The sequence below is a fragment of the Pseudomonas sp. PNPG3 genome (assembly GCF_023093815.1).
Lineage (GTDB): Bacteria > Pseudomonadota > Gammaproteobacteria > Pseudomonadales > Pseudomonadaceae > Aquipseudomonas > Aquipseudomonas asiatica.
In genome coordinates this window covers 1-26,421 of record NZ_JALLKV010000021.1, presented here as the reverse complement: position 1 = coordinate 26,421, position 26,421 = coordinate 1, and the positions used below count along the sequence as shown (strand labels likewise).

Sequence of the window (26,421 nt, the reverse complement as noted above, 5' to 3'; positions counted from 1 at the left end):
GGGGGCTGCTTTGCAGCCCATCGCAGGCAAGCCAGCTCCCACAGGGATATCAGAAGGCCTGAGGCCGGCGCTGTCCCTGTAGGAGCTGGCTTGCCTGCGATGGGACCGCAAAGCGGTCCCCGACGATCTCAGCCGCGAGCCAGCTGCCGGCGCAACTCAGCCAACACTGGCGCCGTATCCGGCCGCACCCCACGCCAGATAAAGAACGCCTCAGCCGCCTGCTCAGCCAGCATCCCCAGCCCATCCAGCACCTTGGCCGCCCCCAGCTTCTCGGCCCACTGGCAAAACGGCGTAGGCTCCTTGCCATACATCATGTCGTAGCAAACCGTGCGCCCCGCCTCGACCAGGCTGTCGGCGATCGGCGGCAACTCACCGGCCAGGCTCGCCGAGGTGGCATTGATGATCACATCCACCGGTTCCTGCAACCAGGCAAACCCGCTGGCTACCACAGGCCCCAGCTCATCGAATTCACGCGCCAGCTGCTCGGCCTTTTCCACGGTCCGGTTGGCAATCACCAGCGACTGCGGCTTGTGCGCCAGGATCGGCTCCAGCACGCCACGCACCGCGCCACCAGCACCCAGGATCAGAATGCGTTTGCCTGCCAGCTCGACCCCGGCATTCACCGTCAGGTCGCGCACCAGGCCAGCGCCATCGGTGTTGTCGCCCTGCAGGCTGCCATCGGCCAGCTTGCTCAGCGTGTTCACTGCGCCAGCGCGCCGGGCACGCGGGGTCAGGCTGTCGCACAGGCGGTAGGCCTCTTCCTTGAACGGCACGGTGACGTTGCCGCCGCGGCCTTGCTTGAAGAAGCCGCGCGCGCAGTCGCTGAACTCGTCCAGCGGCGCCAGCAGGGTGGCGTATTCCAGGTCCTGGCCGGTCTGTTCGGCGAACAGGCGATGGATCAGCGGCGACTTGCTGTGGCCGATGGGATTACCAAAAACGACGTACTGGTCCATGACGGCTCCTTGATTATCCACAGGCTTACTGGCCGAGCCAGTCGCGGTCCTGCAGGAAGTACTCGGTCAGGCGTGCTTCTTCGCTGCCAGGCGCGGCCTTCCAGTCGTAGCCCCAGCGCACCTGCGGCGGCAACGACATGAGGATGGACTCGGTGCGGCCGCCGGACTGCAGGCCGAACAAGGTGCCACGGTCGTAGACCAGGTTGAACTCCACGTAGCGGCCACGGCGGTATTCCTGGAACTCACGCTGCTGCGGGGTGTAGGGCGTGCCCTTGCGGCGCTGGACGATCGGCAGGTAGGCGTTGACGTAGGCGTCGCCAATGGCGCGGATGAAGGCGAAGCAGGTGTCGAAGTCCCACTCGTTCAGGTCATCGAAGAACAACCCACCAATGCCGCGTGGCTCGCCACGGTGCTTGAGGTGGAAGTAGCGGTCGCACCAGGCCTTGTAGCGCGGGTACACGTCGGCGCCGAACGGCGCGCAGGCCTGCTCGGCCACACGGTGCCAGTGGATGCAGTCTTCTTCATTGCCGTAGTACGGAGTCAGGTCGAAGCCGCCGCCGAACCACCAGACAGCCTCTTCACCTTCCTTTTCGGCGATGAAGAAGCGCACGTTGGCGTGGGAGGTGGGCACATGCGGGTTGTGCGGGTGGATCACCAGCGACACGCCCAAGGCCTCGAAACCACGGCCCGCCAGCTCGGGGCGGTGGGCACTGGCCGACGGCGGCAGACCGGCGCCGAACACGTGGGAGAAGTTGACCCCGCCTTTCTCGATCACCTTGCCATCGCCGATCACCCGCGTGCGGCCCCCGCCACCGGCTTCGCGCACCCATGCGTCCTCGACGAAGCGGGCGCCGCCGTCTTCAGCTTCGAGGGCAGAGCAGATGCGGTCTTGCAGGTCGAGCAGGTAGGCTTTCACGGCCTCGGTGCGGCTAGTCATCGGGTCACCAGGAACGGGCAGGGAAGAATTCGCCGCGTAGCATACCACCCCCAGCCCGCGCGCCGCAGTTGACGGCGATCAAGCAAAGGCGTCCGATAGAAGGTCTTTCCCGACCCATACGACAGGAGTGCGAGATGGCCAAGCGTATCCAGTTCAGCCAGCATGGCGGCCCGGAAGTGCTGCAGTTTGTGGAATTCGAACCAGCCCCGCCAGGGCCACAGCAGGTGCGTGTACGTAACCATGCGATCGGCCTGAACTTCATCGATACCTACTTCCGCAGCGGGCTGTATGCACCGCCATCCCTGCCTTCGGGGCTAGGCACTGAAGCGGCTGGCGTGGTCGAGGCCGTGGGCGAGGGCGTGACCCGGCTGAAAGTGGGTGACCGCGTGGCCCATGCCGGCGGCCCGTTGGGCGCGTACAGCGAGGTGCATACGCTGCCGGAAGCCAATCTGGTGAAGCTGCCCGACAACATCAGCTTCGAGCAGGCAGCGGCGGTGATGCTCAAGGGTTTGACCGTGCAGTACCTGCTGAAGCAGACCTATGAGGTGAAGGCGGGTGATGTGATCCTGTTCCACGCAGCAGCTGGCGGCGTGGGTTCGTTGGCGTGCCAGTGGGCCAAGGCGCTGGGGGCCAAGCTGATCGGTACCGTGAGTTCTGCCGAGAAGGCCGAACGGGCCAAGGCGCTTGGGGCGTGGGCGACCATCGACTATAGCCGTGAGGACGTAGCCAAGCGGGTGCTGGAGCTGACCGACGGCAAGAAATGCCCGGTGGTGTATGACGGTGTGGGTGCCGACACCTGGCTGACCTCGCTGGACTGCCTGCAGCCGCGCGGGTTGATGGTGAGCTTTGGCAATGCCTCGGGGGCGGTGAGCGGGGTGAACCTGGGGATTCTGGCGCAGAAAGGGTCGCTGTATGTGACCCGCCCGACGTTGGCGACCTATGCCAACAATGCCGAGAATACCCAGGCCATGGCCGATGACCTGTTTGCGATGATCGGCAGTGGCAAGCTGGTTGTGGATATCCAACAGCGGTATCCGCTCAGCGAGGCGGCCAAGGCACAGGCGGAGCTGTCGGCTCGGCGGACTGTGGGTTCCACAATTCTGCTTCCTTGAGTTCACTCCCACAGGTACTGCACCGATCTTAAGTGCAGTGCCATCCCTGTGGGAGCGGGCATGCCCGCGAAGCAAGCACCGCAGTGCATGGCACCGGCTACGCCGGTGTTCGCGGGCGCGCCCGCTCCTACAGGTACTTCACCAGTCTTGAATACAGCGCTATCCCTGTGGGAGCGGGTTTACCCGCGAAGAAGACACCGCAGTGGATGGCACCGGCTGCGCCGGTGTTCGCGGGTGAACCCGCTCCCACAGGTACTGCGTCGGCCTTGAACAGGGCGCTATGCCTGTGGAGGACGGGTGGTTGGTATCGACTCGATACCATCGAGAATCGCCTCCACCAATCCCTCCGCCAATTCAATGGAATGCAGGCTCGACCAATACATGCCACGGCCTTCTTCGCGCAGGTACTCGAGGGCTTTCGAGCCCGTTTCGTAGGCGCCTCGCAGATACAGAGCTACATGAACCAAGGCGTCCTCGGCGGAAATGTTCGGGTTTACGGTGAACAGCGGTTCGTGGCCGGCATCGCAGCGGCCGAAGGGGCGAGTAGAGGTGCAGGGAAGCGGTGGATCGGGGACTATTTTCTTCATCATTGGAAAATGCTCCTCATTGCCGCCACCAATCACTACCACGTGAATGGGTGGCGACTGTACGCGAGGTGGTAGACCCGGGCATTTTCCAATCCAGGCAGGCTCGAAAGCCTCCCACGCACAGTCACCATAGACTGCCATGGAAAAAATGCATCCGGGCTACCACACCCGATCGCCAAGGTATTCAGCGACGGATGAAGCCTAGAGGCACTGGTTCCCACTGAGAAGGTGATGGCAGGGGACGCGGCTTGTAGGATATTTCCCAAGCCACAAGCTGGACAGCCATTCGAGACAAAATCAGAAAAATCTGCGGGGTTCTGGGGCCGCTTTGCGGTATCAGCCCGGACGAACGACTTCGCCAGTCACCAGGTCACGGATCACACTCGGGTTCTTCCGTCCACCCAACGCCCCCCCCAGCACCAGATCCAGCTGACCATGGAAGTACTGCTCCACCCGCAACCGGGTCTTAGCCGCCGGGCGCCCGCCCGGGTTGCACGAAGTGGAAATCAACGGCCCCACCAATGCACACAGCTCACGTACCACCGGGTGGTCACTGACCCGCAGTGCCACGGTGTCATGTTGCCCGGTAACCCATTCGGGCAACAGGTCCTGGTGCGGCACCAGCCAGGTGTTCGGCCCCGGCCAGGTGCTGCCCATGCGGTCGATCCAGTCTTCGGGGAAGTCCTCGAACAAGAAGTCGAACTGGCGGATGTTGTCGGCTACCAGGATCAGGCCTTTATCCACAGGCCGCGACTTCAGCGCCAGCAGGCGATACACCGCGTCCTCGTTCCACGGGTCGCAGCCCAGGCCCCAGACCGCTTCCGTCGGGTAGGCGATCACTGCACCCGCCCGGATCTCACGTGCGGCTTGTTGCACACGAAAACTGCTCACCATTTCTGTTACTCCGCCTATATACCTTGCTTGTGAGCAGTGTACTTAGCCCGCGCGGGCAAACCAACGCCCGGCTTCATTGCTGACCCGGCCTTCCAGCTCCAGTTCGGTCAGCTGCGCCAGCACGTCGGCAAGCGGCAGCTCGCTGCAGTGGGCCAGGCTTTCGCTGGTTTGTGGCGCAGCATGCAGCAGGGCGAGCAGAGGATGGTCGAATTTATCCACAACCGCAGGCGGCAGGTTCTGCCAGCCCTGCAGGCTTTCCAGTATCTGCTCCACGCTCTCCACCAACAGCGCGCCGTCACGGATCAACTGGTGGCAGCCTTTGGCCCCGGGGTGGTGAATGGAGCCCGGTATGGCATACACCTCGCGGCCTTGCTCGGCAGCCAGGCGTGCGGTGATCAGCGAACCACTGGCCAGGCTCGCCTCGACCACCAGCACGCCCAGCGACAGGCCACTGATGATGCGATTGCGCCGCGGGAAGTTGCCAGGTAGCGGCCCGGCATCCAACGGGTACTCGGAAACCAGCGCGCTACCGTTGTCGATCATCGCTTGTGCAAGCGACCTGTGGCGCTGTGGATAAAGTTTTTTGCAACCCCGTACCGAGCACGCCAATCGTGCCCCCACCAGCCTGCAATGCGGCCCGATGAGCGGCACCGTCGATGCCCACCGCCAAGCCGCTGGTAATGGTGAAACCGGCCTGCGCCAGGTAGCGGGAAAATGCCGCAGCAGTGTCGAGTGCTGGGGGTGAAGCACGCCTGCTGCCCACAATTGCCAGTTGTGGGCGCTCGAGCAGGGCTGGGTCTCCAGCTACGAAAAGCAGTGGAGGGGCATCGTCGATTTCCGCCAATAGTGGCGGGTAGCCAGGGCCGTCCCACATCAGCAAATGCTGGGCCGGGCGCTCTAGCCAGGCCATTGCGGCCAGTGCACCCTCACGAACTTCGGCACTGCGCCGGGCATCGATGGTGGCCTGGGGTATGCCCAATGCGCGCCAGGCGCCGGCGGGTGCACATAGCGCCGAAGAGGCACTGCCAAAAGCCTCAAGCAAGGTGTTAAAGCGACGCAATCCCGTCTCCGGCAGCCGGTGCAGGCGTAATCGGGCCTCCAGTTCGGCAGGCGGAAGAGGCGACGAATGGTAGGTCTGCATGGGGATCATCCTTGATCGAATCGGGGCCATCGACGTGGCACAAACTGTGGATAACTTTGTTGATAACGCTTTGACAACCTGTCCATCGAATGGGCAATAAGCTGGCCTTGAAAACCCTAGACGAGCTTTCACAGGTGCTGAAATCCCCGTTTCCCTTTATTATGTGTGCTCAGTTTTCAACCGAACGCACAGTGACTGCCTGACCTTATGGCCATCTTGAACATTCTCGAATTCCCGGACCCGCGCCTGCGCACCATCGCCAAGCCGGTGACGGTGTTCGACGACGCCCTGCGTCAGCTGATCGACGACATGTTTGAAACCATGTACGAAGCCCCTGGCATCGGCCTGGCCGCTACCCAGGTCAACGTGCACCAGCAGGTCGTGGTCATGGACCTCAGTGAAGACCGCAGCGAGCCGCGCGTCTTCATCAACCCCACGGTCGAAGAGCTGACCCACGACATGGGCCAGTACCAGGAAGGCTGCCTGTCGGTACCTGGCTTCTACGAGAACGTCGACCGCCCGCTGCGTGTGCGGGTCAAGGCCCAGGACCGCGACGGCAAGCCTTACGAGCTCGAGTGCGAAGGCCTGCTGGCGGTGTGCGTGCAGCATGAATTCGATCACCTCAACGGCAAGCTGTTCGTCGACTACCTGTCGCAGCTCAAGCGCGACCGGATCAAGAAAAAGCTGGAAAAGCAGCACCGCCAGCAAGCCTGATCCCCACCTTCCAGAAGGCTTGCTCCGGCAAGCCTTTTTCTTTTTTGAAGCGAGAACTCCATGCGCATCGTCTTTGCAGGCACTCCAGAGTTTGCCGCCGAACACCTCAAGGCCCTGCTCGACAGCCCGTACGAGATCGTGGCCGTCTACACCCAGCCCGACCGCCCCGCTGGCCGTGGCCAGAAGCTGATGCCGAGCCCGGTCAAGCAACTGGCTGTGGCCCATGACATCCCGGTGTTCCAACCGCCGACCCTGCGCAACGCCGAAGCCCAGGCCGAACTTGCGGCGCTGAAGCCGGACCTGATGGTAGTGGTCGCCTACGGCCTGATCCTGCCGCAGGTGGTGCTGGATATCCCGCGCCTGGGCTGTATCAACAGCCATGCTTCCCTGCTGCCCCGCTGGCGCGGTGCCGCACCGATCCAGCGCGCCGTGGAAGCCGGCGACGCCGAGAGCGGTGTGACCGTGATGCGCATGGAAGCGGGCCTGGACACCGGCCCGATGCTGCTCAAGGTGGTCACGCCGATCAGCGCCGAAGACACCGGCGGCAGCCTGCACGACCGCTTGGCCGAGATGGGCCCGCCCGCAGTCGTACAAGCCATCGCCGGCCTGGCCGATGGTTCGCTGCACGGTGAAGTGCAGGACGATGCCCTGGCCACCTACGCGCACAAGCTGAACAAGGACGAAGCGCGTATTGACTGGAGCCGGCCGGCCGTCGAGCTGGAACGCCTGATCCGTGCCTTCAACCCGTGGCCGGTTTGCCACAGCACCCTCGATGGCGAAAGCGTGAAAGTGCTGGCCGCCAACTTGTCCACAGCGACAGGCACCCCGGGTGAGATCCTCTCCGCCAGCAAGGACGGCCTGGTTGTCGCCTGCGGTGACCAGGCACTGAGCCTGACCCGCCTGCAACTGCCCGGCGGCAAGGCACTGAACTTCAGCGACCTGTTCAACAGCCGTCGTGAGAAATTCGCCAGCGGCAAGGTGCTGGGCCAATGAACCCACGCCTCGCCGCCGCCCGTGCCCTTGCCGCTGTACTCAGTGGCAAGGCCTCGCTGAACAGTTCGCTGCCAGCGCAACTGGACAAGGTCGATGAGCGCGACCGCGGCCTGACCCAGGACCTGGCGTTCGGTACCGCGCGCTGGCAACCACGCCTCGACCTGCTGGCGGCGCAGCTGCTGCAGAAGCCGTTCAAGGCCGCCGATGCCGATGTGCAGGCGTTGCTGCTGGTCGGCCTGTACCAGCTGTTCTACAGCCGTATCCCGGCCCACGCGGCCATTGGCGAGACCGTTGGCTGTGCCGACAAGCTGAAGAAGCCGTGGGCCAAGGGCCTGCTCAATGCCGTGCTGCGCCGCGCCCAACGCGAAGGCGAAGAATTGCTGGCCGGCATGGAGCGCGACCCGGTGGTACGCACTGCCCACCCGCGCTGGCTGCAGAAGTCGCTCAAGGCCTTCTGGCCGGAGCAGTGGGAGGCCATCTGCGCCGCCAACAACGCCCACCCGCCGATGATCCTGCGGGTCAACCGTCGCCACCACAGCCGCGATGCCTACCTGGCACTGCTGACCGAGGCAGGCGTTGGCGCCAGCGCCTGCCAGTACAGCCGTGACGGTATCGTGTTGGCCGAAGCCTGCGACGTGCGCGGCCTGCCAGGCTTTGCCGAAGGCTGGGTGAGCGTGCAGGACGAAGCCGCGCAGCTGTCCGCCGACCTGCTGGAACTGGCCCCCGGCCAGCGCGTGCTCGACGCCTGCTGTGCACCGGGTGGCAAGACCTGCCACCTGCTGGAAGCCGAAACCGGCCTGGCCCACGTGGTGGCCATCGACCTCGAAGCCAAGCGCCTGACCCGCGTGCGCGAGAACCTCGACCGCCTGCAACTGGACGCCGAGCTGATCGCCTGCGATGCCCGCGACACCGCCAGCTGGTGGGACGGCAAGCCGTTCCAGCGCATTCTGCTCGATGCCCCCTGTTCGGCCACCGGCGTGATCCGCCGCCACCCTGACATCAAGCTGACCCGTCAGGCCGACGACATCCCGGCCCTGGCCACGCTGCAAGGTGAGCTGCTCGATGCCCTGTGGCCGACCCTGGAAGTGGGCGGCATGCTGCTATACGCCACCTGCTCCAGCCTGCCGACCGAGAACACCGAAGTGATCGATGCCTTCCTTGCCCGCACCCCGGGCGCCCGTGAGCTGGACCTGGCCACCGAAGCCGGCCTGCGCCAGCCCCACGGCCGCCAGTTGTTGGCCCAGGAAGGCGGCCACGACGGTTTCTACTATGCCAAGCTGATCAAGATCGCCGCCTCGCGCGGATAAAAACAAAAGGTAGGGAGTAGCGGATGAAGATCATCATCCTCGGCGCAGGACAGGTAGGCGGTACGCTGGCGGAGCACCTGGCCAGCGAAGCCAACGACATCACCGTGGTCGACACTGACGGCGACCGCCTGCGCGACCTGGGCGACCGCCTGGACATCCGCACCGTGCAAGGCCGCGGCTCGCTGCCTACGGTGCTGCGCCAGGCCGGTGCCGACGACGCCGACATGCTGGTGGCGGTAACCAACAGCGACGAAACCAACATGGTCGCCTGCCAGGTAGCCTATTCGCTTTTCCACACCCCGACCAAAATTGCCCGGGTGCGCGAGTCGGCCTACCTGACCCGCGAAGAGCTGTTCGACAACGACCATATCCCGGTCGACGTACTGATCAGCCCCGAGCAGGTGGTGACCAACTACATCAAGCGCCTGATCGAGCACCCTGGCTCGCTGCAGGTGATCGACTTCGCAGAAGGCAAGGCCCAGCTGGTGGCAGTTAAGGCGTACTACGGTGGCCCGCTGGTAGGCCAGCAACTGCGCCAGATCCGCGCGCACATGCCCAACGTCGACACCCGCGTGGCGGCCATCTTCCGCCGCGACCGCCCGATCACCCCGCGGGGCGACACGGTGATCGAAGCAGACGACGAAGTGTTCTTCATCGCCGCGAAGAAGGACATACGCGCGGTGATGGGTGAGCTGCGCCGTATCGACGAAACCAACAAGCGTGTGGTCATCGCCGGTGGCGGGCAAATCGGCGAACGCCTGGCCGAGGCCATCGAAAGCCGCTACCAGGTGAAGATCATCGAGATGAGCCCGGCCCGTTGCCGACACCTCTCCGACACCCTGGAAAGCACCGTGGTGCTGCAGGGCAGCGCCTCGGACAAGGACCTGATGCTGGAGGAGAACATCGCCGACGCCGACATCTTCCTGGCCCTGACCAACGACGACGAGGCCAACATCATGTCGTCGCTGCTGGCCAAGCGCCTGGGCGCCCGCAAGGTGATGACCATCATCAACAACCCGGCCTATGTCGACCTGGTGCAGGGTGGCGACATCGACATTGCCATCAGCCCACAGTTGGCCACCATCGGCACCCTGCTGGCGCACGTGCGCCGGGGCGACATCGTCAGCGTACACTCGCTGCGCCGCGGGGCGGCCGAGGCTATCGAAGCGGTGGCGCACGGGGATTCGAAGTCGAGCAAGGTGGTCGGCAAGGCGATCGAAGACATCGCGCTGCCACCGGGCACCACCATCGGCGCGATCATTCGTGACGAAGAGGTGATGATTGCCCACGACGACACCATGATCGAATCGGGCGACCATGTGATCCTGTTCGTTGTGGATAAAAAGCATATCCGGGATGTGGAGAAGCTGTTCCACGTCGGCTTGAGTTTCTTCTAGGAGCACAGGGCATGCGCGAATCGCTGGAGAAGATGCTGGCCAAGGGTGTGGATAACCCGTTGTTGAGGTTCGGCCTGGGCAAGGCCTGGCTGGACGAAGGCAATGGTGCTGAAGCGGCGGTGCATCTGGCACGGTGCGTGGAACAGGACCCGAAGTACTCGGCAGCGTGGAAACTGCTGGGCAAGGCGCATCATCTGCAGGGTGACCTGGCGGCGGCGCGCAAGGCCTGGGAGGAGGGGATCGTGGCCGCGCAGGCCCATGGGGACAAGCAGGCCGAGAAAGAGATGACCGTGTTTCTGAAGAAACTCAACAAGACATCAGGTTAACGCAGTCCCTGTGGGAGCGGGTTCACCCGCGAATGCGATGTGGGATTCACCGACGCATTCGCGGGTAAACCCGCTCCCACAGGGGACAGTGAAAATCTCAGTACCAGCGTGGCTCGCCAGCCGGGCGCTTCTTGAAGCGCTTCATGCTCCACATGTACTGGCTCGGGTACTCGCGCACATAGCGCTCGACCACCTTGCTCATCGCCGCCGCCGACACGGTCACGTCGGTGCTGTACATCTCTTCCGGCGCCGCCTCCAGGAACACCTTGAAGCCCGAGCCGTCAGGCAACCGCAGGGCATGCAGGAACACCCCAACCGCCTTGCCCCCGGCCAGCATGTTCGGCACGAACTTGCTGGTCAGCGCCTGGGTACCCAGGAACGGCACGAACACCCCGGCCGACTCCGCCGGCTCCGGGTCGGCAGGAATACCCACCTGGCCACCACGGCGCACTTCCTTGATCACGCTGAGGATGCCTTCCTTGGTCGAAGGTGCCACGCGGTTGCCCATCTGCACCCGCTGCTCGCGCAGCAGGTCATCCACCGCCTTCAGCTTCGGCGGGCGATAGAAGATGATCGGTTTGCACTGGTTGCAGTAGAAGTGGTTCAGCACTTCCCAGTTACCCAGGTGGCTGGTGATGCCGACCACGCCCTTGCCCGAGGCCAGGGCCTGCTCCAGCACTTCCAGGCCGTGCACTTCCTTGACCAGCTCCAGCGAGCGCTGCGGCGGCCAGATCCAGGCACAGGCACTTTCGACGAAGGATTTACCGATATCCTTCAACGCGCGGCCCACCAGCTGCTCGCGCTCGGCCGGGTCCATCTCCGGGAAGCACTTGGCGAGGTTGATGCGCACGACATTGCGCGAGCCGTTGGGGATCTTCCACATCAGCCAGCCGATACCGGCGCCGACGCGCTGCACAGCGCCCCAGGGCAGCTTGGCAAACAGGCGCAGCACCCCGACCATCAGGGCGCCCTTGAACTTTTCCACAGGCGAATTCCTTATTTCAGCAAGGCGCGCATTGTAACCCCTCAGCGCAACAAGGCGGCGTAGCGATCGCAATCGGTGGTGTGGTCCATGACCATGCCGGTGGCCTGCATGAAGGCATAGCAGATGGTCGGGCCAACGAACGTGAAGCCGGCTTTCTGCAGGGCTTTGCTCATCGCCTTGGCTTCATCGGTAACCGCTGGCACCTCGCTGCGGCCAGTGAAGTGGTTGATCTTCGGCGCACCACCGACGAATGACCAGAGCCAGTCGGCGGGGTTGTCCACAGCCAGCCAGGCCTGGGCATTACGCCTGGCAGCCTTGAGCTTGAGGCGGTTGCGGATGATGCCGGCATCCTGCATCAGCTCCTCGATGCGTTCGTCGCTCATGACGGCGAGTTTCACCGGATCGAAGCCGTGCATCACCTCGCGATAACGCTCGCGTTTACGCAATACGGTGATCCACGAAAGCCCCGCCTGGAACCCTTCGAGCAAAAGCATCTCGAACAGCAACGCCGGGTCACGCTGGGGCGTTCCCCATTCCTGGTCGTGGTAGGCCTGGTACAACGGATCGTCGGTACACCAAAAGCAGCGTGGCATAAGGCTCCAATGAGTAGAGGGCGAGGCGAATCAGGTTATACTCCCGCTCTTTACATCCGCATCCCCAGATACAGGTGAATTTCGTGAGCCAGCCTACGCCAGCCGTGCGTACCTTCCAAGACCTGATCCTCGCCCTGCAGAACTACTGGGCCGAGCAAGGTTGTGTGGTGCTTCAGCCCTACGATATGGAAGTAGGCGCCGGCACTTTCCACACCGCTACATTCCTGCGCGCCGTGGGTCCAGAAACCTGGAACGCCGCCTATGTGCAGCCTAGCCGTCGCCCTGCCGACGGGCGGTATGGCGAAAACCCCAACCGCCTGCAGCACTACTACCAGTTCCAGGTGGTACTGAAGCCCAACCCGGCCAACTTCCAGGAGCTGTACCTCGGCTCGCTGAAAGCCATCGGCCTGGACCCGCTGGTCCACGACATTCGCTTCGTCGAAGACAACTGGGAATCGCCGACCCTCGGCGCCTGGGGCCTGGGCTGGGAAATCTGGCTCAACGGCATGGAAGTCACCCAGTTCACCTACTTCCAGCAGGTAGGCGGCATCGAGTGCTACCCAGTCACGGGTGAAATCACCTACGGCCTGGAGCGCCTGGCCATGTACATCCAGGGCGTCGACTCGGTGTACGACCTGGTGTGGGCCGACGGCCCGTTCGGCAAGGTCACCTACGGCGACGTGTTCCACCAAAACGAGGTGGAGCAGTCGACCTACAACTTCGAGCACGCCAACGTCGACAAGCTGTTCGAGCTGTTCGACTTCTACGAAAGCGAAGCCAACCGCCTGATCAAGCTTGAGCTGCCGCTGCCGACCTATGAAATGGTCCTGAAGGCCTCGCACACCTTCAACCTGCTGGACGCCCGCCGCGCCATCTCGGTAACCGAGCGCCAGCGCTACATCCTGCGTGTACGTACCCTGGCCCGGGACGTGGCGCAAAGCTATCTGCAAGCCCGCGCACGCCTGGGCTTCCCGATGGCCACCCCTGAACTGCGTGACGAAGTGTTGGCTAAGCTGGAGGCTGCACAATGAGTGCTCAAGATTTCCTGGTAGAACTGGGCACCGAGGAGCTGCCACCGAAGGCCCTCGCCAGCCTTGGCGAAGCCTTCCTGGCGGGTATCGAGAAGGGCCTGCAGGCCGCTGGCTTGAACTATACCGGCAAGCAGGTTTACGCCGCGCCGCGCCGCTTGGCCGTGCTGATCCGCCAGCTGGACGTGCAACAGCCTGACCGCAGCATCAATATCGACGGCCCGCCCCTGCAGGCTGCTTTCAAAGACGGCGAGCCGACCCAGGCTGCCTTGGGCTTTGCCAAGAAATGCGGTGTGGAGCTGTCGGAAATCGACCAGAGCGGCCCCAAGCTGCGCTTCTCCCAGCACATCCCGGGCAAGGCCACCACCGGCCTGCTGCCGACCATCGTCGAAGATTCGCTCAACGACCTGCCGATCCCCAAGCGCATGCGCTGGGCGGCAAGCCGTGAAGAGTTCGTGCGCCCGACCCAATGGCTGGTGATGCTGCTGGGCGACCAGGTGGTCGACTGCACCATCCTGTCGCAGAAGGCAGGCCGTGAATCCCGTGGCCACCGCTTCCACCACCCGGAAAACGTGGTGATTACCACCCCGGCCAACTACGTCGAAGACCTGCGCAAAGCCTACGTGCTGGCCGACTTCGCCGAGCGCCGCGAGCTGATCAGCAAGCGTACCGCCGAGCTGGCCATGCAGCAGGAAGGCAGCGCCATCGTGCCGCCGGCGCTGCTGGACGAAGTGACCGCCCTGGTCGAGTGGCCAGTGCCGCTGGTGTGCTCGTTCGAGGAGCGTTTCCTCGAAGTCCCGCAGGAAGCCCTGATCACCACCATGCAGGACAACCAGAAGTACTTCTGCCTGCTGGACAGCGAAGGCAAGCTGCTGCCGCGCTTCATCACCGTGGCCAACGTCGAGAGCCGCGACCCGAAGCAGATCGTGCAAGGTAACGAGAAGGTCGTGCGCCCACGCCTGACCGACGCCGAGTTCTTCTTCAAGCAGGACAAGAAGCAGCCGCTGGAAACCTTCAACGAGCGCCTGAAGAACGTGGTGTTCCAGGCTCAGCTGGGTACCGTGTACGACAAGGCCGAGCGCGTCTCCAAGCTGGCCGCCTTCATCGCCCCGCTGATCGGCGGCGACGCCCAGCGCGCCGGCCGCGCCGGCCTGCTGTCGAAGTGCGACCTGGCCACCGAGATGGTCGGCGAATTCCCTGAAATGCAGGGTGTTGCCGGTTACTACTACGCGCTCAACGACGGTGAGCCGGAAGACGTGGCCCTGGCCCTGAACGAGCAGTACATGCCGCGCGGTGCTGGCGCCGAGCTGCCGCAGACCCTCACCGGTGCTGCGGTGGCCATCGCCGACAAGCTCGACACCCTGGTCGGCATCTTCGGCATCGGCATGCTGCCTACCGGCAGCAAGGACCCGTACGCCCTGCGCCGTGCCGCCTTGGGCGTGCTGCGTATCCTGATCGAGAAGCAGCTGGACCTGGACCTGACCGGTGCGGTCGAGTTCGCGGTCAAGCAGTTCGGCGCCAAGGTCAAGGCCGCCGGCTTGGCCGAACAGGTGCTGGAGTTCATCTTCGACCGCCTGCGTGCGCGTTACGAAGACGAAGGCATCGACGTGGCCACCTACCTGTCGGTCCGTGCCCTGCAGCCAGGTTCTGCCTTGGACTTCGACCAGCGCGTGCAGGCTGTACAAGCCTTCCGCAAGCTGCCGGAAGCCGAGGCCCTGGCCGCGGTGAACAAGCGCGTGTCGAACCTGCTGAGCAAGGCCGAAGGCGCCATCGCCGATCACGTCGAGCCGAAGTACTTCGACAACGCCAACGAGTTCTCCCTGTACTCGGCCATCCAGCAGGCCGACCAGGCCGTGCAACCGATGGCTGCTGCACGCCAGTACAGCGAATCGCTGGCCCGCCTGGCGGCCCTGCGTGACCCGGTCGACGCCTTCTTCGAGGCGGTGATGGTCAACGCCGAGGATGCCAAGGTACGCGCCAACCGTTATGCCCTGCTCAGCCGCCTGCGCGGCCTGTTCCTGGGCGTGGCCGACATTTCGCTGCTGGGGTAAGCCTTGAAACTGCTGATTCTCGACCGTGACGGAGTAATCAACTACGACTCCGACGCCTACATCAAGACGCTGGACGAGTGGGTGCCGATCCCTGGCTCGGTCGAAGCGATCGCGCAGTTGAGCAAGGCGGGCTGGACGGTGGCCGTGGCCACCAACCAGTCCGGCATTGCCCGTGGCTACTATGCGCTGACTACCCTCGAGGCCATGCACGCGCGCCTGCGCGCGCTGGTGGCCGAGCAGGGTGGCGAAGTGGGCCACATCGTGTATTGCCCGCACGGGCCAGACGAAGGCTGCGATTGCCGCAAGCCCAAGCCTGGCATGCTGCGGGCGATCGCCGAGCATTACCAGGTCGGCCTGGAAGGCGTCTGGTTCGTTGGCGACAGCAAAGGTGACCTGGAGGCCGCCCTGGCCGTCGGTGCACAACCCGTGTTGGTGAAAACCGGCAAGGGCGAGCGGACCCTGGAAAAAGGCGTCCCGGAAACTACACTGATTTTCGACGATCTGGCAGCTATCGCCAGAGAACTAATTTAAACAGTGCGCCTTCGGGCGCATTTTTCTCAGGCGGGCATGCCCCGCAATGGTACAAGCCACTATGTCGATCCTGCAGGCGATCAGAATCTTTCTTTTTTACCTGCTGCTGGGCACCAGTTCGCTGCTGTGGTGCTCGCTGAGCTTCTTCGTCGCGCCGTTCCTGTCGTTCCCCAAGCGCTACAAGTTCATCAACGTGTACTGGTGCCGTTGCGCGTTGTTCCTTGTGCGCACCATCCTGGGTATCGACTACAAGATCACTGGCGCCGAGAACGTGCCTGATGAGCCTTGCGTGATCCTGTCCAACCACCAGAGCACCTGGGAAACCTTCTTCCTTTCCCAGTATTTCTCGCCGCTGAGCCAGGTGCTCAAGCGCGAGTTGCTGTACGTGCCGTTCTTCGGTTGGGCCATGGCCATGCTGCGGCCGATCGCGATCAACCGCGATAACCCCAAGGAAGCCCTGCGCCAGGTAGCCAGCAAGGGTGACGAGCTGCTCAAGCAGAAGACCTGGGTACTGATCTTCCCGGAAGGCACCCGCGTGCCATTCGGCACCATGGGAAAGTTCTCCCGTGGCGGTACCGCGCTGGCAGTGAATGCCGGGCTGCCGGTGCTGCCGATTGCCCATAACGCCGGCAAGTTCTGGCCCAAGACCGGTTGGGGCAAGCGCGCGGGCACAATCGAGGTGGTGATTGGCGAGCCGATGTACGCCAACGGCACCGGGCCACGGGCCATCGCCGAGCTCAACGACCGCGCCGCGGCGTGGAACGAAGCGACCCAGCGGGCCATGGGTTCGCTGCCGCCAGCAGAAGAAAAACCCCAGGAACAGATGGCCTGACCATCTGTGGATAACTTGTGAACTGTTTTTGGATTAAAAGACTGAAGTGATCGCTAAGTATTTGAATTAGCTGTTTATTTCTGTGTATGACATTTTTCTGAAAATCGTGCATAAGTTTTTTTGGGGCATAAGAAAACCGGCTTTTACAGCCGGTTTTTTTATTGCCTCATGCGGGCGTGTAGAAACGGCCCGTTGCAGCCGTCAGATCTTGTCGATATCCACATCCTTGGTTTCTTTCAGGCAGAAGATCCCCACCACCAGGCTGACCCCGGTCACCAGCACCGGGTACCACAGCCCATAGAAGATATCCCCGGTGTACACCACCAGCGCGAACGACACCGTTGGCAGGAAGCCACCGAACCAGCCGTTGCCAATGTGGTAGGGCAGTGACATGGAGGTGTAGCGGATGCGAGTGGGGAACAGCTCGACCATCACCGCCGCCAGCGGGCCATAGGTCATGGTCGCGATCAGGATCATCGCCACGATCAGCACCACCACCATCACTTGGTTGACCTGCCCAGGGTCGGCCTTGGCCGGGTAGCCAGCCTGTTCCACCGCCGCACGCATGGCCGCTTCGTCGAAGCCGTTGATGGTCTTGTCACCGATGTTCACCACCACATCGCTACCTGCCACATCCACCGAGCTGTATGGCAAGCCCTGCTTGACTAGGAATGTCTTGACCTTGTCGCAGGGGCTGTCGAAGCGCGCCTTGCCTACCGGGTCGAACTGGAAAGTACAGCCTCTCGGGTCGGCAGTGACAACGATCGGCGCCTGGCGGCTGGCCGCGTCGATCTGTGGGTTGGCGTAGTGGCTCAGCGCCTTGAACAGCGGGAAGTACAGCACCGTGGCCAGCAGCAGGCCGAGCATCAGGATCGGCTTGCGGCCAATCCGGTCGGACAACCAGCCGAAGAACACGAAGAACGGCGCACCAATGACAACGCTGATGATCAGCAGGGTGTTGGCCTGGGCCGGGTCCATCTTCAGCATCTGGGTCATGAAGAACAGCACGTAGAACTGCGCCGTGTAGAAGGTCACGGCCTGCCCGGCGTTGATGCTGAACAGGGCGGTGAGCACCACTTTAAGGTTCGGCCAGGAAGTGAACGACTCACGGATCGGCGACTTGCTGACCTTGCCCTGAGCCTTCATTTTCACGAAGGCCGGCGACTCGTGCATGCTCATGCGGATCCAGGTGGAAATCGCCAGCAGCACGATCGACAACAGGAACGGCAGGCGCCAACCCCAGGTTTCGAACTGGTCGCCACTGATATAGCGGCTGCCCAGCACCACCACCAGCGACAACAATAGGCCAAGGGTGGCGGTGGACTGGATGAAACCCGTGTGGAAACCGCGCTTGCCGGGCGGCGCATGCTCGGCCACATAGGTGGCCGCACCGCCGTATTCACCACCCAGCGCCAGCCCCTGCAGCATGCGCAGGACCACCAGGATGATCGGTGCCGCGATGCCGATGCTGGCGTAGGTGGGCAACAACCCTACCGCGAAGGTGGACAGGCCCATCAGCACGATGGTGACCAGGAAGGTGTACTTGCGCCCGATCATGTCGCCCAGCCGGCCGAACACCAGCGCGCCGAATGGCCGCACCAGAAAGCCGGCGGCAAAGGCCATGAGGGCGAAGATGAAGGCGGTGGTGTCGTTCACGCCAGCGAAAAACTGCTTGCTGATGACCGCTGCCAGCGCACCATAGAGAAAAAAGTCATACCACTCGAAAACTGTCCCGAGGGATGACGCGAAGATGATCTTGCGTTCTTCACGACGGCTGGAGCTGCTGGCCGCCGCACCCTGCTCTTGGATGTAATCCGACATCGTTGCTGTCCTCGGCCCGCAGGCCACAGTGATTATTCTTGTTGTTCCACTGTCGGCAGCTTCTGACCGCCAGCTGCCGGTACTGCACGCACCCGGGGTCAGGGCGTCGGTATCGCGTCTTCGTTCAGATAGGTCTGGGTAGCAGCTCCTTTGAGGATCAGTTGCGCCGCCTTCTCGGCGATCATCAGGGTGGGTGAACAGGTATTGCCGGAGGTGATCTGCGGCATGATCGAGGCGTCCGCCACGCGCAGGCCGGGAATGCCGTGTACGCGCAACTGGTTATCCACAACGTCCAGTTCGCCATTGCCCATGCGGCAGGTGCCGACCGGGTGGAAGATGGTGGTGCCGATCTTGCCGGCGGCTTCGAACAGCTCTTCTTCGGTTTGCAGGGCTGGGCCCGGCAGGTATTCCTTTGGGTCGAACGCAGCGAGGGCAGGGGCCTGGACGATACGCCGGGTAAGGCGAATGGCATCGGCGGCGACGCGCAGGTCCTGGGAGTCGCTGAGGTAGTTGGGGTCGATCAGCGGCGTGCTGTTCATGTCGCTGCTGCGGATATCGATACGCCCGCGGCTGGCCGGGCGCAGGTTGCACACCGAGGCGGTAAAGGCCGGGAACGTGTGCAGTGGTTCGCCGAATCTCTCAAGTGACAGCGGCTGCACGTGGTACTGCAGGTTGGCGGTGGCCTGCTCCGGGCTTGAACGCACGAATGCACCCAGCTGGCTCGGGGCCATGGCCAGCGGGCCACTGCGGTCATAGAGGTAGCGCAGGCCCATGCCCATCTTGCCCCACAGGCTGTTGGCCATCTGGTTCAGGGTACGGGAATTGCGGATCTGGTAGATCAGGCGCAGCTGCAGGTGATCCTGCAGGTTGCCGCCAACACCGGGCATGTCGTGACGCACGCCAATGCCCAGGCTTTCCAATAACTGCCGCGGGCCGATGCCGGAGCGCTGCAGAATACAGGGAGAGCCCACAGCACCCGCACAGAGGATGATCTCGCGACGTGCCGAAAACTCGTGCCAGGCACCCTGCCAGAACGCCTTTACCGCCCGTGCACGGGTGTTGTTGAGCAGCACCTGGTCAACCTGAACGCCGGTCAGCACGGTGAGGTTGGGGCGATCCTTGATCGGCCGTAGAAAAGCCTTGGAAGCGTTCCAGCGCACACCGCTGCGCTGGTTGACCTGGAAATATCCACAGCCCTGGTTGTCGCCGGTATTGAAGTCATCGACCTTGCCGATGCCGCTTTGCTCGGCGGCATCACGGAAGGCATCGAGGATCGGCCAGCTATAGCGCTGGCGCTCGACCCGCCATTCGCCATCACCACCGTGGTGCTCGCTGGCGCCGGCAAAGTGGCTTTCGCTGGCCTTGAACAGCGGCAGTACGTCCTTCCAGGCCCAGCCGTCGTTGCCTTGCTCGGCCCAACGGTCGTAGTCGGCAGCCTGGCCGCGCATGTAGATCATGCCGTTGATCGAGGAGCAGCCACCCAGCACCTTGCCGCGTGGATAGCCCAGCGCACGACCGCCCAGGCCGGGCTGCGCCTCGGTCTTGAAGCACCAGTCGGTGCGCGGGTTGCCGATGCAATAGAGGTAACCGACGGGGATATGGATCCAGGGATAGTTGTCGCGCCCACCCGCTTCCAGCAGCAGCACTCGGCAGGAAGGGTCGGCGGACAAACGATTGGCCAACAGGCAACCGGCGGGACCGGCCCCTACGACCACGTAGTCGAAGACAGAATCGGCTGATGGCATGTGCAACCTCGGGCCTGATTATTATTCTTGTCCCGATCCATCTTAGTGAGTAATTTCGTGGAGGAAACACGAGATTTCGCGCAGCCGCTGTGCGTTTTAGCACAGTGGTAAGTCTGTACTGGCCTCTTCGCGGGCACGCCCGCTCCCACAAGGTAACGCGATCCCTGTGGGAGCGGGCGTGCCCGCGAAGAGGCCGGAACGAACTGCCAAAAAGGATCAGCATGTTCGACTGGAACGATCTGCGGTTTTTCCTCGAGTTGCAGCGCAGCGGCCGCCTGCTTACCGCCGCCAAGCGCCTCAACACCACCCACAGCACCGTGGCCCGGCACATCGAGAGCATCGAGCAAAGCCTGGGTACTGCGCTGTTCGTGCAGCATGCCCAGGGCTATGAACTGACCCCCTCGGGCCAGGCCCTGCTCAAGCACGCCGAAGCCATGGAAAACGTCGCCCTGCTGGCGCAGGAAGAAATCACCCAGGCCATCACGCCGCTGGGCAAGATTCGCCTGGGGGTGACCGAAGGCATCGGCATCATGTTCTTCACCCCGCGCATGAATGCACTGTTCGACCGCTACCCCGGCCTGGAAGTGGAGCTGGTGGCAGTGCCGCGCTTCGTCAGCATCCTCAACCGCGAGGCGGAGATCAGCATCCACCTGGAACGGCCCAACGCCGACCTGCTGATCACCCGCAAACTCACCGACTATCGCCTGGCCCTGTACGCCAGCCAGGACTACCTGGATCGCGCGCCCCCGCTGCGCAACCGCGAGGACCTGGCCCGGCACAGCTGGATCGGCTATGTCGACGACCTGCTGTTCAGCCAGGAACTGCTGTTTCTCAACAGCTTCTGCCGGGCCCCCAACGTGGTGTTTCGCAGCACCAGCGTGATCGCCCAGCAAACCGCCGCCCGCGCCGGGTTGGGCATCGCCGTACTGCCCAACTACATGGCCCGCCACGACCCGACGCTGGTGCGCGTGCTGCCTGGCGAAACCATCCAGCGCAGCTACTGGATCTGTACCCGCCGCGAACTGCACAAGTCGGTGCGCCTGCGGGTAGTGTGGGACTACCTGCTGGCGCTATGCGCGGCAGAACAGAGCGAGCTGCTAGCCCAGTAGCGCCTTGCCGGCCAGCAGCAGGGCCGCAGCCCAACCGGCCACGGCAAACATCTGCTGCAAGCGCGGCCCGGCCAGCCTGGCCGCCAATGGCCGCGCCAGCAACAGGCCGAGCACCGCACCGACGGCGAACGGGGCGCCAACCTGCCAGTGCATTACCCCTGCGAGGCTGGCGCTGACCACACTGCCGGTGGACACCAGCGCGATCACCGCCAGCGAAGTGGAGACGATGCTGGCCATGCGCAGGTTGGTGTAGCGGTTAAGGGCCGGGATGATGACAAAGCCACCGCCCACGCCCAGCAGGCCGGACAGCAGCCCTGACAATGCGCCGGTAAAGGCCAGGGCGCGCGCGCAGGGCAGGGTCCAGCGCAAACGGCCCTGCAGCGGGTTCAGCACGCAGGGTTCGATGTAGCGATGGGCATCATTGGCTTCGCCGCGCAGTTCCTTGGCCGCCTTGCGCCAGATACGCAGGCAGGCATACACCAACACCCCGGCGAACACCAACTGCAGTGGCGTGTTCGGCAGGCGGTGCGCCAGCATCAGCCCGAACGGCGCCGCTGCCACACCGATCAATGCGATGAACAGCGCCGCCCGGTAGCGCACCAGGCCCTGCCGCAAGCCCAGCACAGCACCCACCGCTGCCGCCATGCCTACGGCCAGCAGGCCGACCGGTGCCGCCTCGACCATCGACAGCCCCAGGCCGAACACCAGCAAAGGCACTGCGAGAATGCCACCGCCGGCACCGGTCAACGCCAGCACGGCACCGATGATCGCGCCCAGGCCCGCTCCCAGTATTTGATGTTCGATCACTGCCGACCCTCGGCTACCAACGGCTGTGGCCGTGCCAGCCACTCGCGGCCCTTGAGCATGCCTTTCCAGTACAAGGGTGGCAGCACCTGCGCCTTGAGCAACCAGGCCAGACGTGTCGGCTTGCGGCCATCCAGCAACCAATTGGGGAAGCTTGGAGCCAGCTTGCCGCCATAGGTGAACTCGGCCAGCACGATCTTGCCGCGTTCGACGGTGAGCGGGCACGATCCATAACCATCGTACTTGGCCAGGGTAGGCAGCCTGCCCAGGGCCACCAGTACATTGTTGGCCACGACCGGAGCCTGCTTGCGTGCAGCGGCGGCGGTCTTGGCATTGCTGGTATTGGCCACGTCCCCAAGGGCATGGACATTGGTGAAGTGGCGATGGCGCAGGGTATGCGGATCGACATCGACCCAGCCGGCGCTGTCGGCCAACGGGCTTTCACGAATGAAGTCCGGTGCCACCTGCGGCGGTACTACATGCAGCATGTCGAAGGCCTCAATACGAGTTTCGCTGCTGCCATCGGCCAAGGTACGCACGAAGGTGGCTCGCTTGTTCGGCCCGTCCACGGCGACCAGGCGGTGGGAAAAATTGAGGTCCACGGCGTACTTGTCGATGTACTTCATCAATGCGGGCACGTAGTCCGCCACACCGAACAATACTGCGCCGGCATTGAAGAAACTGGCTTTCACAGCCCCCAGGTGACCATGCCGCAGCCAGTGGTCGCAAGACAGGTACAGCGCCTTCTGCGGGGCGCCTGCGCACTTGATCGGCATGGGCGGCTGGCAAAACAGGGCTCGGCCTTGCTTGAGCTTCTGCACCAGTTCCCAGGTGTAGGGCGCCAGGTCGTAGCGGTAGTTGGAGGTGACGCCATTGCGGCCCAAGGTCTCGCTGAGGCCATCAATGGCCGCCCAATCCAGCTTGAGGCCGGGGCAGACCACCAACTGTTCATAACTGATGGCGCGGCCGCCTTCGAGGAGGACCAGTTGGCCCAGCGGGTCGAACCCCTGCACACGTGCCTTTATCCAGCGAACGCCGCGCGGAATGGTCGAGGCCATGGTGCGAGCAGTGCTTGGCGCCTTGAACACACCGGCACCGACCATAGTCCAGCCGGGCTGGTAGTAATGCACTTCGGCGGGGTCGATCAAGGTCACATCCAGCGACGGGTCACGGCTGATCAAGCTGGAAGCGGTGGCGATTCCGGCGGCGCCGGCACCGACGATGACCACTTTGTGGTGGTCGGTATTGGCAGGGGACAACAAGGCAGGCATGGCGGTAAATCCTGTAAATCTGGTTATGGGGCAGGGCGGTCACAGCTTGTTCAGCGGTATCTTCAGGTAGCTCACACCGTTATCTTCCGGCGCGGGGAACTGGCCGCTGCGCATGTTCACCTGCACCGAAGGCAGGATCAGCACGGGCATGTCGAGGGTCTTGTCGCGGGCTTCACGCATGGCGACGAAGCTGTCCTCATCGATGCCCTGGTGGATATGAATATTGTTGGCGCGCTGCTCGGCCACGGTGGTGACGTACTGCATGTCACGGCCACCTGGCAGGTAGTCGTGGCACATGAACAGCCGGGTCTGGTCGGGGAAGGCCAGCAAGCGACGGATCGAGCGGTACAGGGTGCGAGCATCAGCCCCAGGGAAGTCGCAACGGGCAGTACCGTAGTCGGGCATGAACAGGGTGTCGCCGACGAACACCGCTGTCTCGCCGGCGTCCTCGATCATGAAGCTCATGCACGCAGGTGTGTGCCCTGGGGTGTGCAACGCACGGGCATGCAGGTTGCCAATGCGGAAACCTTCCTCGTCCTCGAACAGCACATCGAATTGGCTGCCATCGCGGGCGAAGCCAGGCTCGGCGTTGAACAACGCACCGAACACTTTCTGTACCTGGGTGATATGCGCGCCGATGGCGGTATGGCCGCCAAGCTTTTCCTTCAAATAGGCCGCCGCCGAAAGGTGGTCGGCATGCACATGGGTTTCCAGCACCCACTGCACCTCAGCTCGCAGCTCCTTCACCCGGCCAATCAACTGGTCCGCAGAAGCAGTGCAGGTACGCCCCGACTTGGGGTCATAGTCCAAGACACTGTCGATCAACGCACACTTGCGCGTTTCGCCGTCCATGACCAGGTAGCTGATGGTGGAGGTCGCCTTGTCGTAAAAGGCGTCCACGTGCAGGTTGTTGCCGATGATCATCGCGTTCTCCAATTTATCCGCCCAGCCTTGTACAGGCGTAGGCAGTGCCAGGAGGTTTATCAAGATGCATGCCAGGCATTTTCCTGCGGTCTGGCCAATAAAACCGGCCCGTTGCTGACAATTGCCGACGACAGTGGCAGCGCAGATGGCAGTCGACTGTCAGCCAATGGCAGTGTTTGGCAGTCCTTGTTACCCTGCGCCGGTCATCCAATCGGTGCCGTCATGCCTGAAGCCCATCCCCTCATCCTAGCTTTGGTTTCCTATCTTGAGCACGATGCCCTGCCAACCATCGTGCTGGATACCGACTACAACATCCTGGCGGCCAACGCTGCCTATCGCCGCCAGTTCGGTCGCCATGAGCAGGCGCCGCTGGGTGAGAAATGCCACAAGGTCTCGCACCACTACGCCGTGCCTTGCGACCAGGCCGGCGAGCATTGCCCGATGCGCAAGGCGTGGCACAGCAAGGCACCGGAGCGGGTTTTGCACATTCATCACACGCCACGCGGCCCCGAGCATGTGGATGTAGAGCTGCGGCCGATCCTGGATGAACAGGGCAGGGTGGTGGCCTTTGTCGAACGCCTGACCAGCATCACCCTCGCGTCGGCGCAGCCTCAGGAACAAGGGCTGGTCGGCCGCGCGCCAGCGTTCAAAGCGGCCCTGGCCAGCCTGCAACGTGCGGCGCCGGCGCAGATCCCGGTGTTGCTGCAGGGTGAGTCAGGTACCGGCAAGGAACTGTTCGCCCGTGCGGTGCACATGGGCAGCCCCAGGGCCAACGGCCCGTTGGTGGTGGTTGACTGTACCGGCCTGACCGAGTCGTTGTTCGAGAGCGAGTTGTTCGGCTACGAGAAGGGCGCGTTCACTGGCGCCAACCAGCGCAAGATCGGCCTGGCTGAAGCGGCGCATGGTGGCACCCTGTTTCTGGATGAAATTGGCGAGGTCCCGCTGGCGATGCAAGTGAAGCTGCTGCGCCTGATCGAGTCCGGCAGCTTCCGCCCGGTGGGTAGCCTGCGTACGGTGCATTCGGATTTCCGCCTGGTATCGGCAACCCATAAACCGCTGAAGCAAATGGTCGCGGACGGCACCTTCCGCGAAGACCTGTACTACCGCATCAGCGGCTTCCCGATCCGTCTGCCGGCGTTGCGCGAACGAGCAGAAGACCTGCCGTTGCTCGCCCAGAGCCTGCTGCAGCGCATGGCCGGCAAGCCGACACCCAGGCTGAGCGACGAGGCCTTGCAGCAGCTTGGGCTGCATCCATTCCCGGGCAACATTCGCGAGCTGCGCAATATTCTGGAAAGGGCGCGCTTGTTTGCGGACGACGGGCTGATCCGGCCCGAGCATTTGCCGGAGGATATTGGCCCGGCGGGGGCGATCAAGACAGGTGGCCGGCGCAATCACCTAGGTGAGCTGGCGCAGGCACTGGAACAGTTCAAGGGCTCGCGCAGTGAACTGGCCCGTCACCTTGGCCTGAGCGAGCGCACGCTGTATCGCCGGTTGAAGGAGCTTGGCCTGAATTGACGCGTTCGGTTAACGCGGTCTACAAGGGCACGCGTATCCCCGAGGGCAACACACATCCTGTGGGAGCGGGTTCACCACCGCGTGATCACCGCTGGTTGTATGTGAATGGGGACTATGTGCTGGTGGCTATTGCCAGTGGTGTGATCGTCAACGTCCTCAGCGGTTACTGATTTCTGCAGGCACTAAAAAGCCCGCTTTCGCGGGCTTTTTAGTGCCTGGCGATCTACACCGGATGTAGGTTCACAAAATAGGTGATAGGCCAGACCCCGTGAAATTGGAATCTTCGCCATTTTTTTTGTGAAATGAAGGGGTGCTTTTCACAGAAAAGCCGAGAAATCCCTACTCACCAATCACAAAAGTTGATTGGCCTGGAAAGGGCCGTTTACGACCGACGCGTGACTTTTCGGTAAGGGATGAGGAGTAGTCGCAGCGATCCTTTAGCTCCTAGTCTGGCGACCTTGGGTTCAGAATCCGACTGGCAATGCCCGCCGTCACTACTTCAGAGGAACCAGCTTCCTCTGCTGCCAAAATTGCGGGGGGCTCATGCTGGTACCCAGGCCCGACAAATGCGCAGTTGCAGCCCTCAATTGCAAGGCTATCCAAAGCGGCACGCGTGTCAATCAAGATCTGATGCATGACGATGGCCGGCCTCACGGAGGTGAAACCGGAGATTCAGATTGACTAAACCGACCCCGTAGACACTGAATCGCCCCTGGTTTTCTAGACACTCTCCAAGCTCAGGAAATAGCGTTTCTCATACTCTACTGGAGACAGCTGCATAGCACTGCTGTGTCGGCGTTTAGGGATGGTCTGAAGTAGCCCCTGTTTTCCGGCTACTTCGCCATCGACAC

General features: G+C 63.0%; 23 protein-coding genes and 2 pseudogenes. 13 read left to right on the top strand and 12 right to left on the bottom strand.

Annotated elements, in window-relative coordinates; all coding sequences use genetic code 11:
• Positions 1–128: 128 nt before the first annotated feature.
• Positions 129–953 (bottom strand): shikimate dehydrogenase, encoded by an 825-nt coding sequence (gene aroE, locus MJ643_RS15450; protein WP_013970272.1) that lies wholly within the window; start codon positions 951–953, stop codon positions 129–131.
• A 25-nt stretch (positions 954–978) separates the two neighbouring features.
• Entirely contained in the window at positions 979–1,890 is a 912-nt protein-coding gene (hemF, locus tag MJ643_RS15445; RefSeq protein ID WP_013970271.1) for an oxygen-dependent coproporphyrinogen oxidase, read from the bottom strand.
• A 134-nt stretch (positions 1,891–2,024) separates the two neighbouring features.
• Between hemF and MJ643_RS15440 the strand changes: the two genes are divergently transcribed.
• Entirely contained in the window at positions 2,025–3,002 is a 978-nt protein-coding gene (locus MJ643_RS15440; protein ID WP_013970270.1) for an NADPH:quinone reductase, read from the top strand.
• A gap of 278 nt (positions 3,003–3,280) precedes the next feature.
• Here MJ643_RS15440 and MJ643_RS15435 read toward each other — a convergent pair whose 3' ends face one another.
• The 3 genes and pseudogenes from MJ643_RS15435 to dprA form a co-directional block, all read right to left on the bottom strand.
• On the bottom strand, positions 3,281–3,592 hold the full coding sequence (locus MJ643_RS15435) for a hypothetical protein (RefSeq protein WP_013970269.1): 312 nt from the start codon (positions 3,590–3,592) through the stop codon (positions 3,281–3,283).
• A gap of 333 nt (positions 3,593–3,925) precedes the next feature.
• Positions 3,926–4,483, bottom strand: coding sequence for an L-threonylcarbamoyladenylate synthase (locus MJ643_RS15430; RefSeq protein ID WP_024087945.1), 558 nt, complete (start codon positions 4,481–4,483; stop codon positions 3,926–3,928).
• 42 nt (positions 4,484–4,525) lie between these two features.
• A pseudogene (gene dprA, locus MJ643_RS15425) lies at positions 4,526–5,624 on the bottom strand (DNA-processing protein DprA).
• A 207-nt stretch (positions 5,625–5,831) separates the two neighbouring features.
• On the opposite strand from dprA, the gene def reads away from it, so the two are divergent.
• The 5 genes from def to MJ643_RS15400 are packed head-to-tail and all read left to right on the top strand — an operon-like array spanning position 5,832 to position 10,361.
• Entirely contained in the window at positions 5,832–6,338 is a 507-nt protein-coding gene (gene def, locus MJ643_RS15420; RefSeq protein WP_003260000.1) for a peptide deformylase, read from the top strand.
• Positions 6,339–6,398: 60 nt separating this feature from the next.
• Positions 6,399–7,331, top strand: a complete 933-nt coding sequence (fmt, locus tag MJ643_RS15415) for a methionyl-tRNA formyltransferase (protein ID WP_023660947.1) — start codon at positions 6,399–6,401, stop codon at positions 7,329–7,331.
• Positions 7,328–8,638 (top strand): 16S rRNA (cytosine(967)-C(5))-methyltransferase RsmB, encoded by a 1,311-nt coding sequence (gene rsmB / locus MJ643_RS15410; RefSeq protein WP_024087943.1) that lies wholly within the window; start codon positions 7,328–7,330, stop codon positions 8,636–8,638. The genes fmt and rsmB overlap by 4 nt, the downstream gene beginning before the upstream one ends.
• A gap of 23 nt (positions 8,639–8,661) precedes the next feature.
• Positions 8,662–10,035: a Trk system potassium transporter TrkA gene (trkA, locus tag MJ643_RS15405; RefSeq protein ID WP_013970264.1), complete on the top strand. Its 1,374-nt coding sequence runs from the start codon at positions 8,662–8,664 to the stop codon at positions 10,033–10,035.
• Between the two features lie 11 nt (positions 10,036–10,046).
• The gene (locus MJ643_RS15400; RefSeq protein WP_013970263.1) at positions 10,047–10,361 is read left to right on the top strand and encodes a tetratricopeptide repeat protein; all 315 of its coding nucleotides are present in this window, start codon (positions 10,047–10,049) and stop codon (positions 10,359–10,361) included.
• Positions 10,362–10,458: 97 nt separating this feature from the next.
• Here the strand turns inward: MJ643_RS15400 and MJ643_RS15395 are convergent, their stop codons facing one another.
• Together MJ643_RS15395 and MJ643_RS15390 are read right to left on the bottom strand one after the other, a co-directional pair.
• Positions 10,459–11,346 (bottom strand): lysophospholipid acyltransferase, encoded by an 888-nt coding sequence (locus MJ643_RS15395; protein ID WP_003260003.1) that lies wholly within the window; start codon positions 11,344–11,346, stop codon positions 10,459–10,461.
• Positions 11,347–11,387: 41 nt separating this feature from the next.
• Positions 11,388–11,939 (bottom strand): DNA-3-methyladenine glycosylase I, encoded by a 552-nt coding sequence (locus tag MJ643_RS15390; protein ID WP_003260004.1) that lies wholly within the window; start codon positions 11,937–11,939, stop codon positions 11,388–11,390.
• An 83-nt stretch (positions 11,940–12,022) separates the two neighbouring features.
• On the opposite strand from MJ643_RS15390, the gene glyQ reads away from it, so the two are divergent.
• Genes glyQ through MJ643_RS15370 form a run of 4 tightly spaced genes read left to right on the top strand, consistent with a single transcriptional unit; the run spans position 12,023 to position 16,381 of the window.
• Positions 12,023–12,970, top strand: coding sequence for a glycine--tRNA ligase subunit alpha (gene glyQ, locus MJ643_RS15385; protein WP_013970261.1), 948 nt, complete (start codon positions 12,023–12,025; stop codon positions 12,968–12,970).
• Positions 12,967–15,018 (top strand): glycine--tRNA ligase subunit beta, encoded by a 2,052-nt coding sequence (gene glyS, locus MJ643_RS15380; protein WP_013970260.1) that lies wholly within the window; start codon positions 12,967–12,969, stop codon positions 15,016–15,018. Before glyQ ends, glyS begins: the two co-directional genes overlap by 4 nt.
• 3 nt (positions 15,019–15,021) lie before the next feature.
• Positions 15,022–15,549 carry a D-glycero-beta-D-manno-heptose 1,7-bisphosphate 7-phosphatase gene (gene gmhB, locus MJ643_RS15375; protein ID WP_013970259.1) on the top strand — a complete coding sequence of 176 codons (528 nt, stop codon included), beginning with the start codon at positions 15,022–15,024 and terminating at the stop codon, positions 15,547–15,549.
• Positions 15,550–15,595: 46 nt separating this feature from the next.
• Positions 15,596–16,381 (top strand): lysophospholipid acyltransferase family protein, encoded by a 786-nt coding sequence (locus MJ643_RS15370; protein WP_025337179.1) that lies wholly within the window; start codon positions 15,596–15,598, stop codon positions 16,379–16,381.
• A 201-nt stretch (positions 16,382–16,582) separates the two neighbouring features.
• On the opposite strand, the gene MJ643_RS15365 is transcribed toward MJ643_RS15370, so the two are convergent.
• Complete coding sequence (locus tag MJ643_RS15365) at positions 16,583–18,202, bottom strand: MFS transporter (protein ID WP_023662756.1); 1,620 nt, start codon at positions 18,200–18,202, stop codon at positions 16,583–16,585.
• A gap of 98 nt (positions 18,203–18,300) precedes the next feature.
• Positions 18,301–19,947, bottom strand: a complete 1,647-nt coding sequence (locus MJ643_RS15360) for a GMC family oxidoreductase N-terminal domain-containing protein (protein ID WP_024087941.1) — start codon at positions 19,945–19,947, stop codon at positions 18,301–18,303.
• 221 nt (positions 19,948–20,168) lie between these two features.
• On the opposite strand from MJ643_RS15360, the gene MJ643_RS15355 reads away from it, so the two are divergent.
• Positions 20,169–21,056, top strand: coding sequence for a LysR family transcriptional regulator (locus tag MJ643_RS15355; RefSeq protein ID WP_013970255.1), 888 nt, complete (start codon positions 20,169–20,171; stop codon positions 21,054–21,056).
• Here MJ643_RS15355 and MJ643_RS15350 read toward each other — a convergent pair.
• The 3 genes from MJ643_RS15350 to MJ643_RS15340 are packed head-to-tail and all read right to left on the bottom strand — an operon-like array spanning position 21,045 to position 24,055.
• Positions 21,045–21,863, bottom strand: coding sequence for a sulfite exporter TauE/SafE family protein (locus MJ643_RS15350; protein WP_013970254.1), 819 nt, complete (start codon positions 21,861–21,863; stop codon positions 21,045–21,047). The two genes, MJ643_RS15355 and MJ643_RS15350, sit on opposite strands and share 12 nt — an antisense overlap.
• A complete protein-coding gene (locus tag MJ643_RS15345; RefSeq protein ID WP_169774689.1) occupies positions 21,860–23,131 on the bottom strand; it encodes an FAD/NAD(P)-binding oxidoreductase in 1,272 nt (423 codons plus the stop codon). The genes MJ643_RS15350 and MJ643_RS15345 overlap by 4 nt, the downstream gene beginning before the upstream one ends.
• 39 nt (positions 23,132–23,170) lie before the next feature.
• Positions 23,171–24,055, bottom strand: coding sequence for an MBL fold metallo-hydrolase (locus MJ643_RS15340; protein WP_013970252.1), 885 nt, complete (start codon positions 24,053–24,055; stop codon positions 23,171–23,173).
• 222 nt (positions 24,056–24,277) lie between these two features.
• Here MJ643_RS15340 and MJ643_RS15335 point away from each other — a divergent pair, with 222 nt between their 5' ends.
• Together MJ643_RS15335 and MJ643_RS15330 are read left to right on the top strand one after the other, a co-directional pair.
• Positions 24,278–25,570 (top strand): sigma-54-dependent Fis family transcriptional regulator, encoded by a 1,293-nt coding sequence (locus MJ643_RS15335; RefSeq protein ID WP_013970251.1) that lies wholly within the window; start codon positions 24,278–24,280, stop codon positions 25,568–25,570.
• A gap of 71 nt (positions 25,571–25,641) precedes the next feature.
• Positions 25,642–25,740, top strand: a pseudogene (locus tag MJ643_RS15330) (RcnB family protein); the annotation flags it as partial.
• Positions 25,741–26,421 lie beyond the last annotated feature (681 nt).

Excerpts from the sequence above, each read along its gene's own strand:
- aroE (WP_013970272.1), bottom strand. The coding sequence starts at position 953 with ATGGACCAGTACGTCGTTTTTGGTAATCCCATCGGCCACAGCAAGTCG.
- hemF (WP_013970271.1), bottom strand. The coding sequence starts at position 1,890 with ATGACTAGCCGCACCGAGGCCGTGAAAGCCTACCTGCTCGACCTGCAA.
- MJ643_RS15440 (WP_013970270.1), top strand. The coding sequence starts at position 2,025 with ATGGCCAAGCGTATCCAGTTCAGCCAGCATGGCGGCCCGGAAGTGCTG.
- MJ643_RS15435 (WP_013970269.1), bottom strand. The coding sequence starts at position 3,592 with ATGATGAAGAAAATAGTCCCCGATCCACCGCTTCCCTGCACCTCTACT.
- MJ643_RS15430 (WP_024087945.1), bottom strand. The coding sequence starts at position 4,483 with ATGGTGAGCAGTTTTCGTGTGCAACAAGCCGCACGTGAGATCCGGGCG.
- def (WP_003260000.1), top strand. The coding sequence starts at position 5,832 with ATGGCCATCTTGAACATTCTCGAATTCCCGGACCCGCGCCTGCGCACC.
- fmt (WP_023660947.1), top strand. The coding sequence starts at position 6,399 with ATGCGCATCGTCTTTGCAGGCACTCCAGAGTTTGCCGCCGAACACCTC.
- rsmB (WP_024087943.1), top strand. The coding sequence starts at position 7,328 with ATGAACCCACGCCTCGCCGCCGCCCGTGCCCTTGCCGCTGTACTCAGT.
- trkA (WP_013970264.1), top strand. The coding sequence starts at position 8,662 with ATGAAGATCATCATCCTCGGCGCAGGACAGGTAGGCGGTACGCTGGCG.
- MJ643_RS15400 (WP_013970263.1), top strand. The coding sequence starts at position 10,047 with ATGCGCGAATCGCTGGAGAAGATGCTGGCCAAGGGTGTGGATAACCCG.
- MJ643_RS15390 (WP_003260004.1), bottom strand. The coding sequence starts at position 11,939 with ATGCCACGCTGCTTTTGGTGTACCGACGATCCGTTGTACCAGGCCTAC.
- glyS (WP_013970260.1), top strand. The coding sequence starts at position 12,967 with ATGAGTGCTCAAGATTTCCTGGTAGAACTGGGCACCGAGGAGCTGCCA.
- MJ643_RS15370 (WP_025337179.1), top strand. The coding sequence starts at position 15,596 with ATGGTACAAGCCACTATGTCGATCCTGCAGGCGATCAGAATCTTTCTT.
- MJ643_RS15365 (WP_023662756.1), bottom strand. The coding sequence starts at position 18,202 with ATGTCGGATTACATCCAAGAGCAGGGTGCGGCGGCCAGCAGCTCCAGC.
- MJ643_RS15360 (WP_024087941.1), bottom strand. The coding sequence starts at position 19,947 with ATGCCATCAGCCGATTCTGTCTTCGACTACGTGGTCGTAGGGGCCGGT.
- MJ643_RS15355 (WP_013970255.1), top strand. The coding sequence starts at position 20,169 with ATGTTCGACTGGAACGATCTGCGGTTTTTCCTCGAGTTGCAGCGCAGC.
- MJ643_RS15345 (WP_169774689.1), bottom strand. The coding sequence starts at position 23,131 with ATGCCTGCCTTGTTGTCCCCTGCCAATACCGACCACCACAAAGTGGTC.
- MJ643_RS15340 (WP_013970252.1), bottom strand. The coding sequence starts at position 24,055 with ATGATCATCGGCAACAACCTGCACGTGGACGCCTTTTACGACAAGGCG.
- MJ643_RS15335 (WP_013970251.1), top strand. The coding sequence starts at position 24,278 with ATGCCTGAAGCCCATCCCCTCATCCTAGCTTTGGTTTCCTATCTTGAG.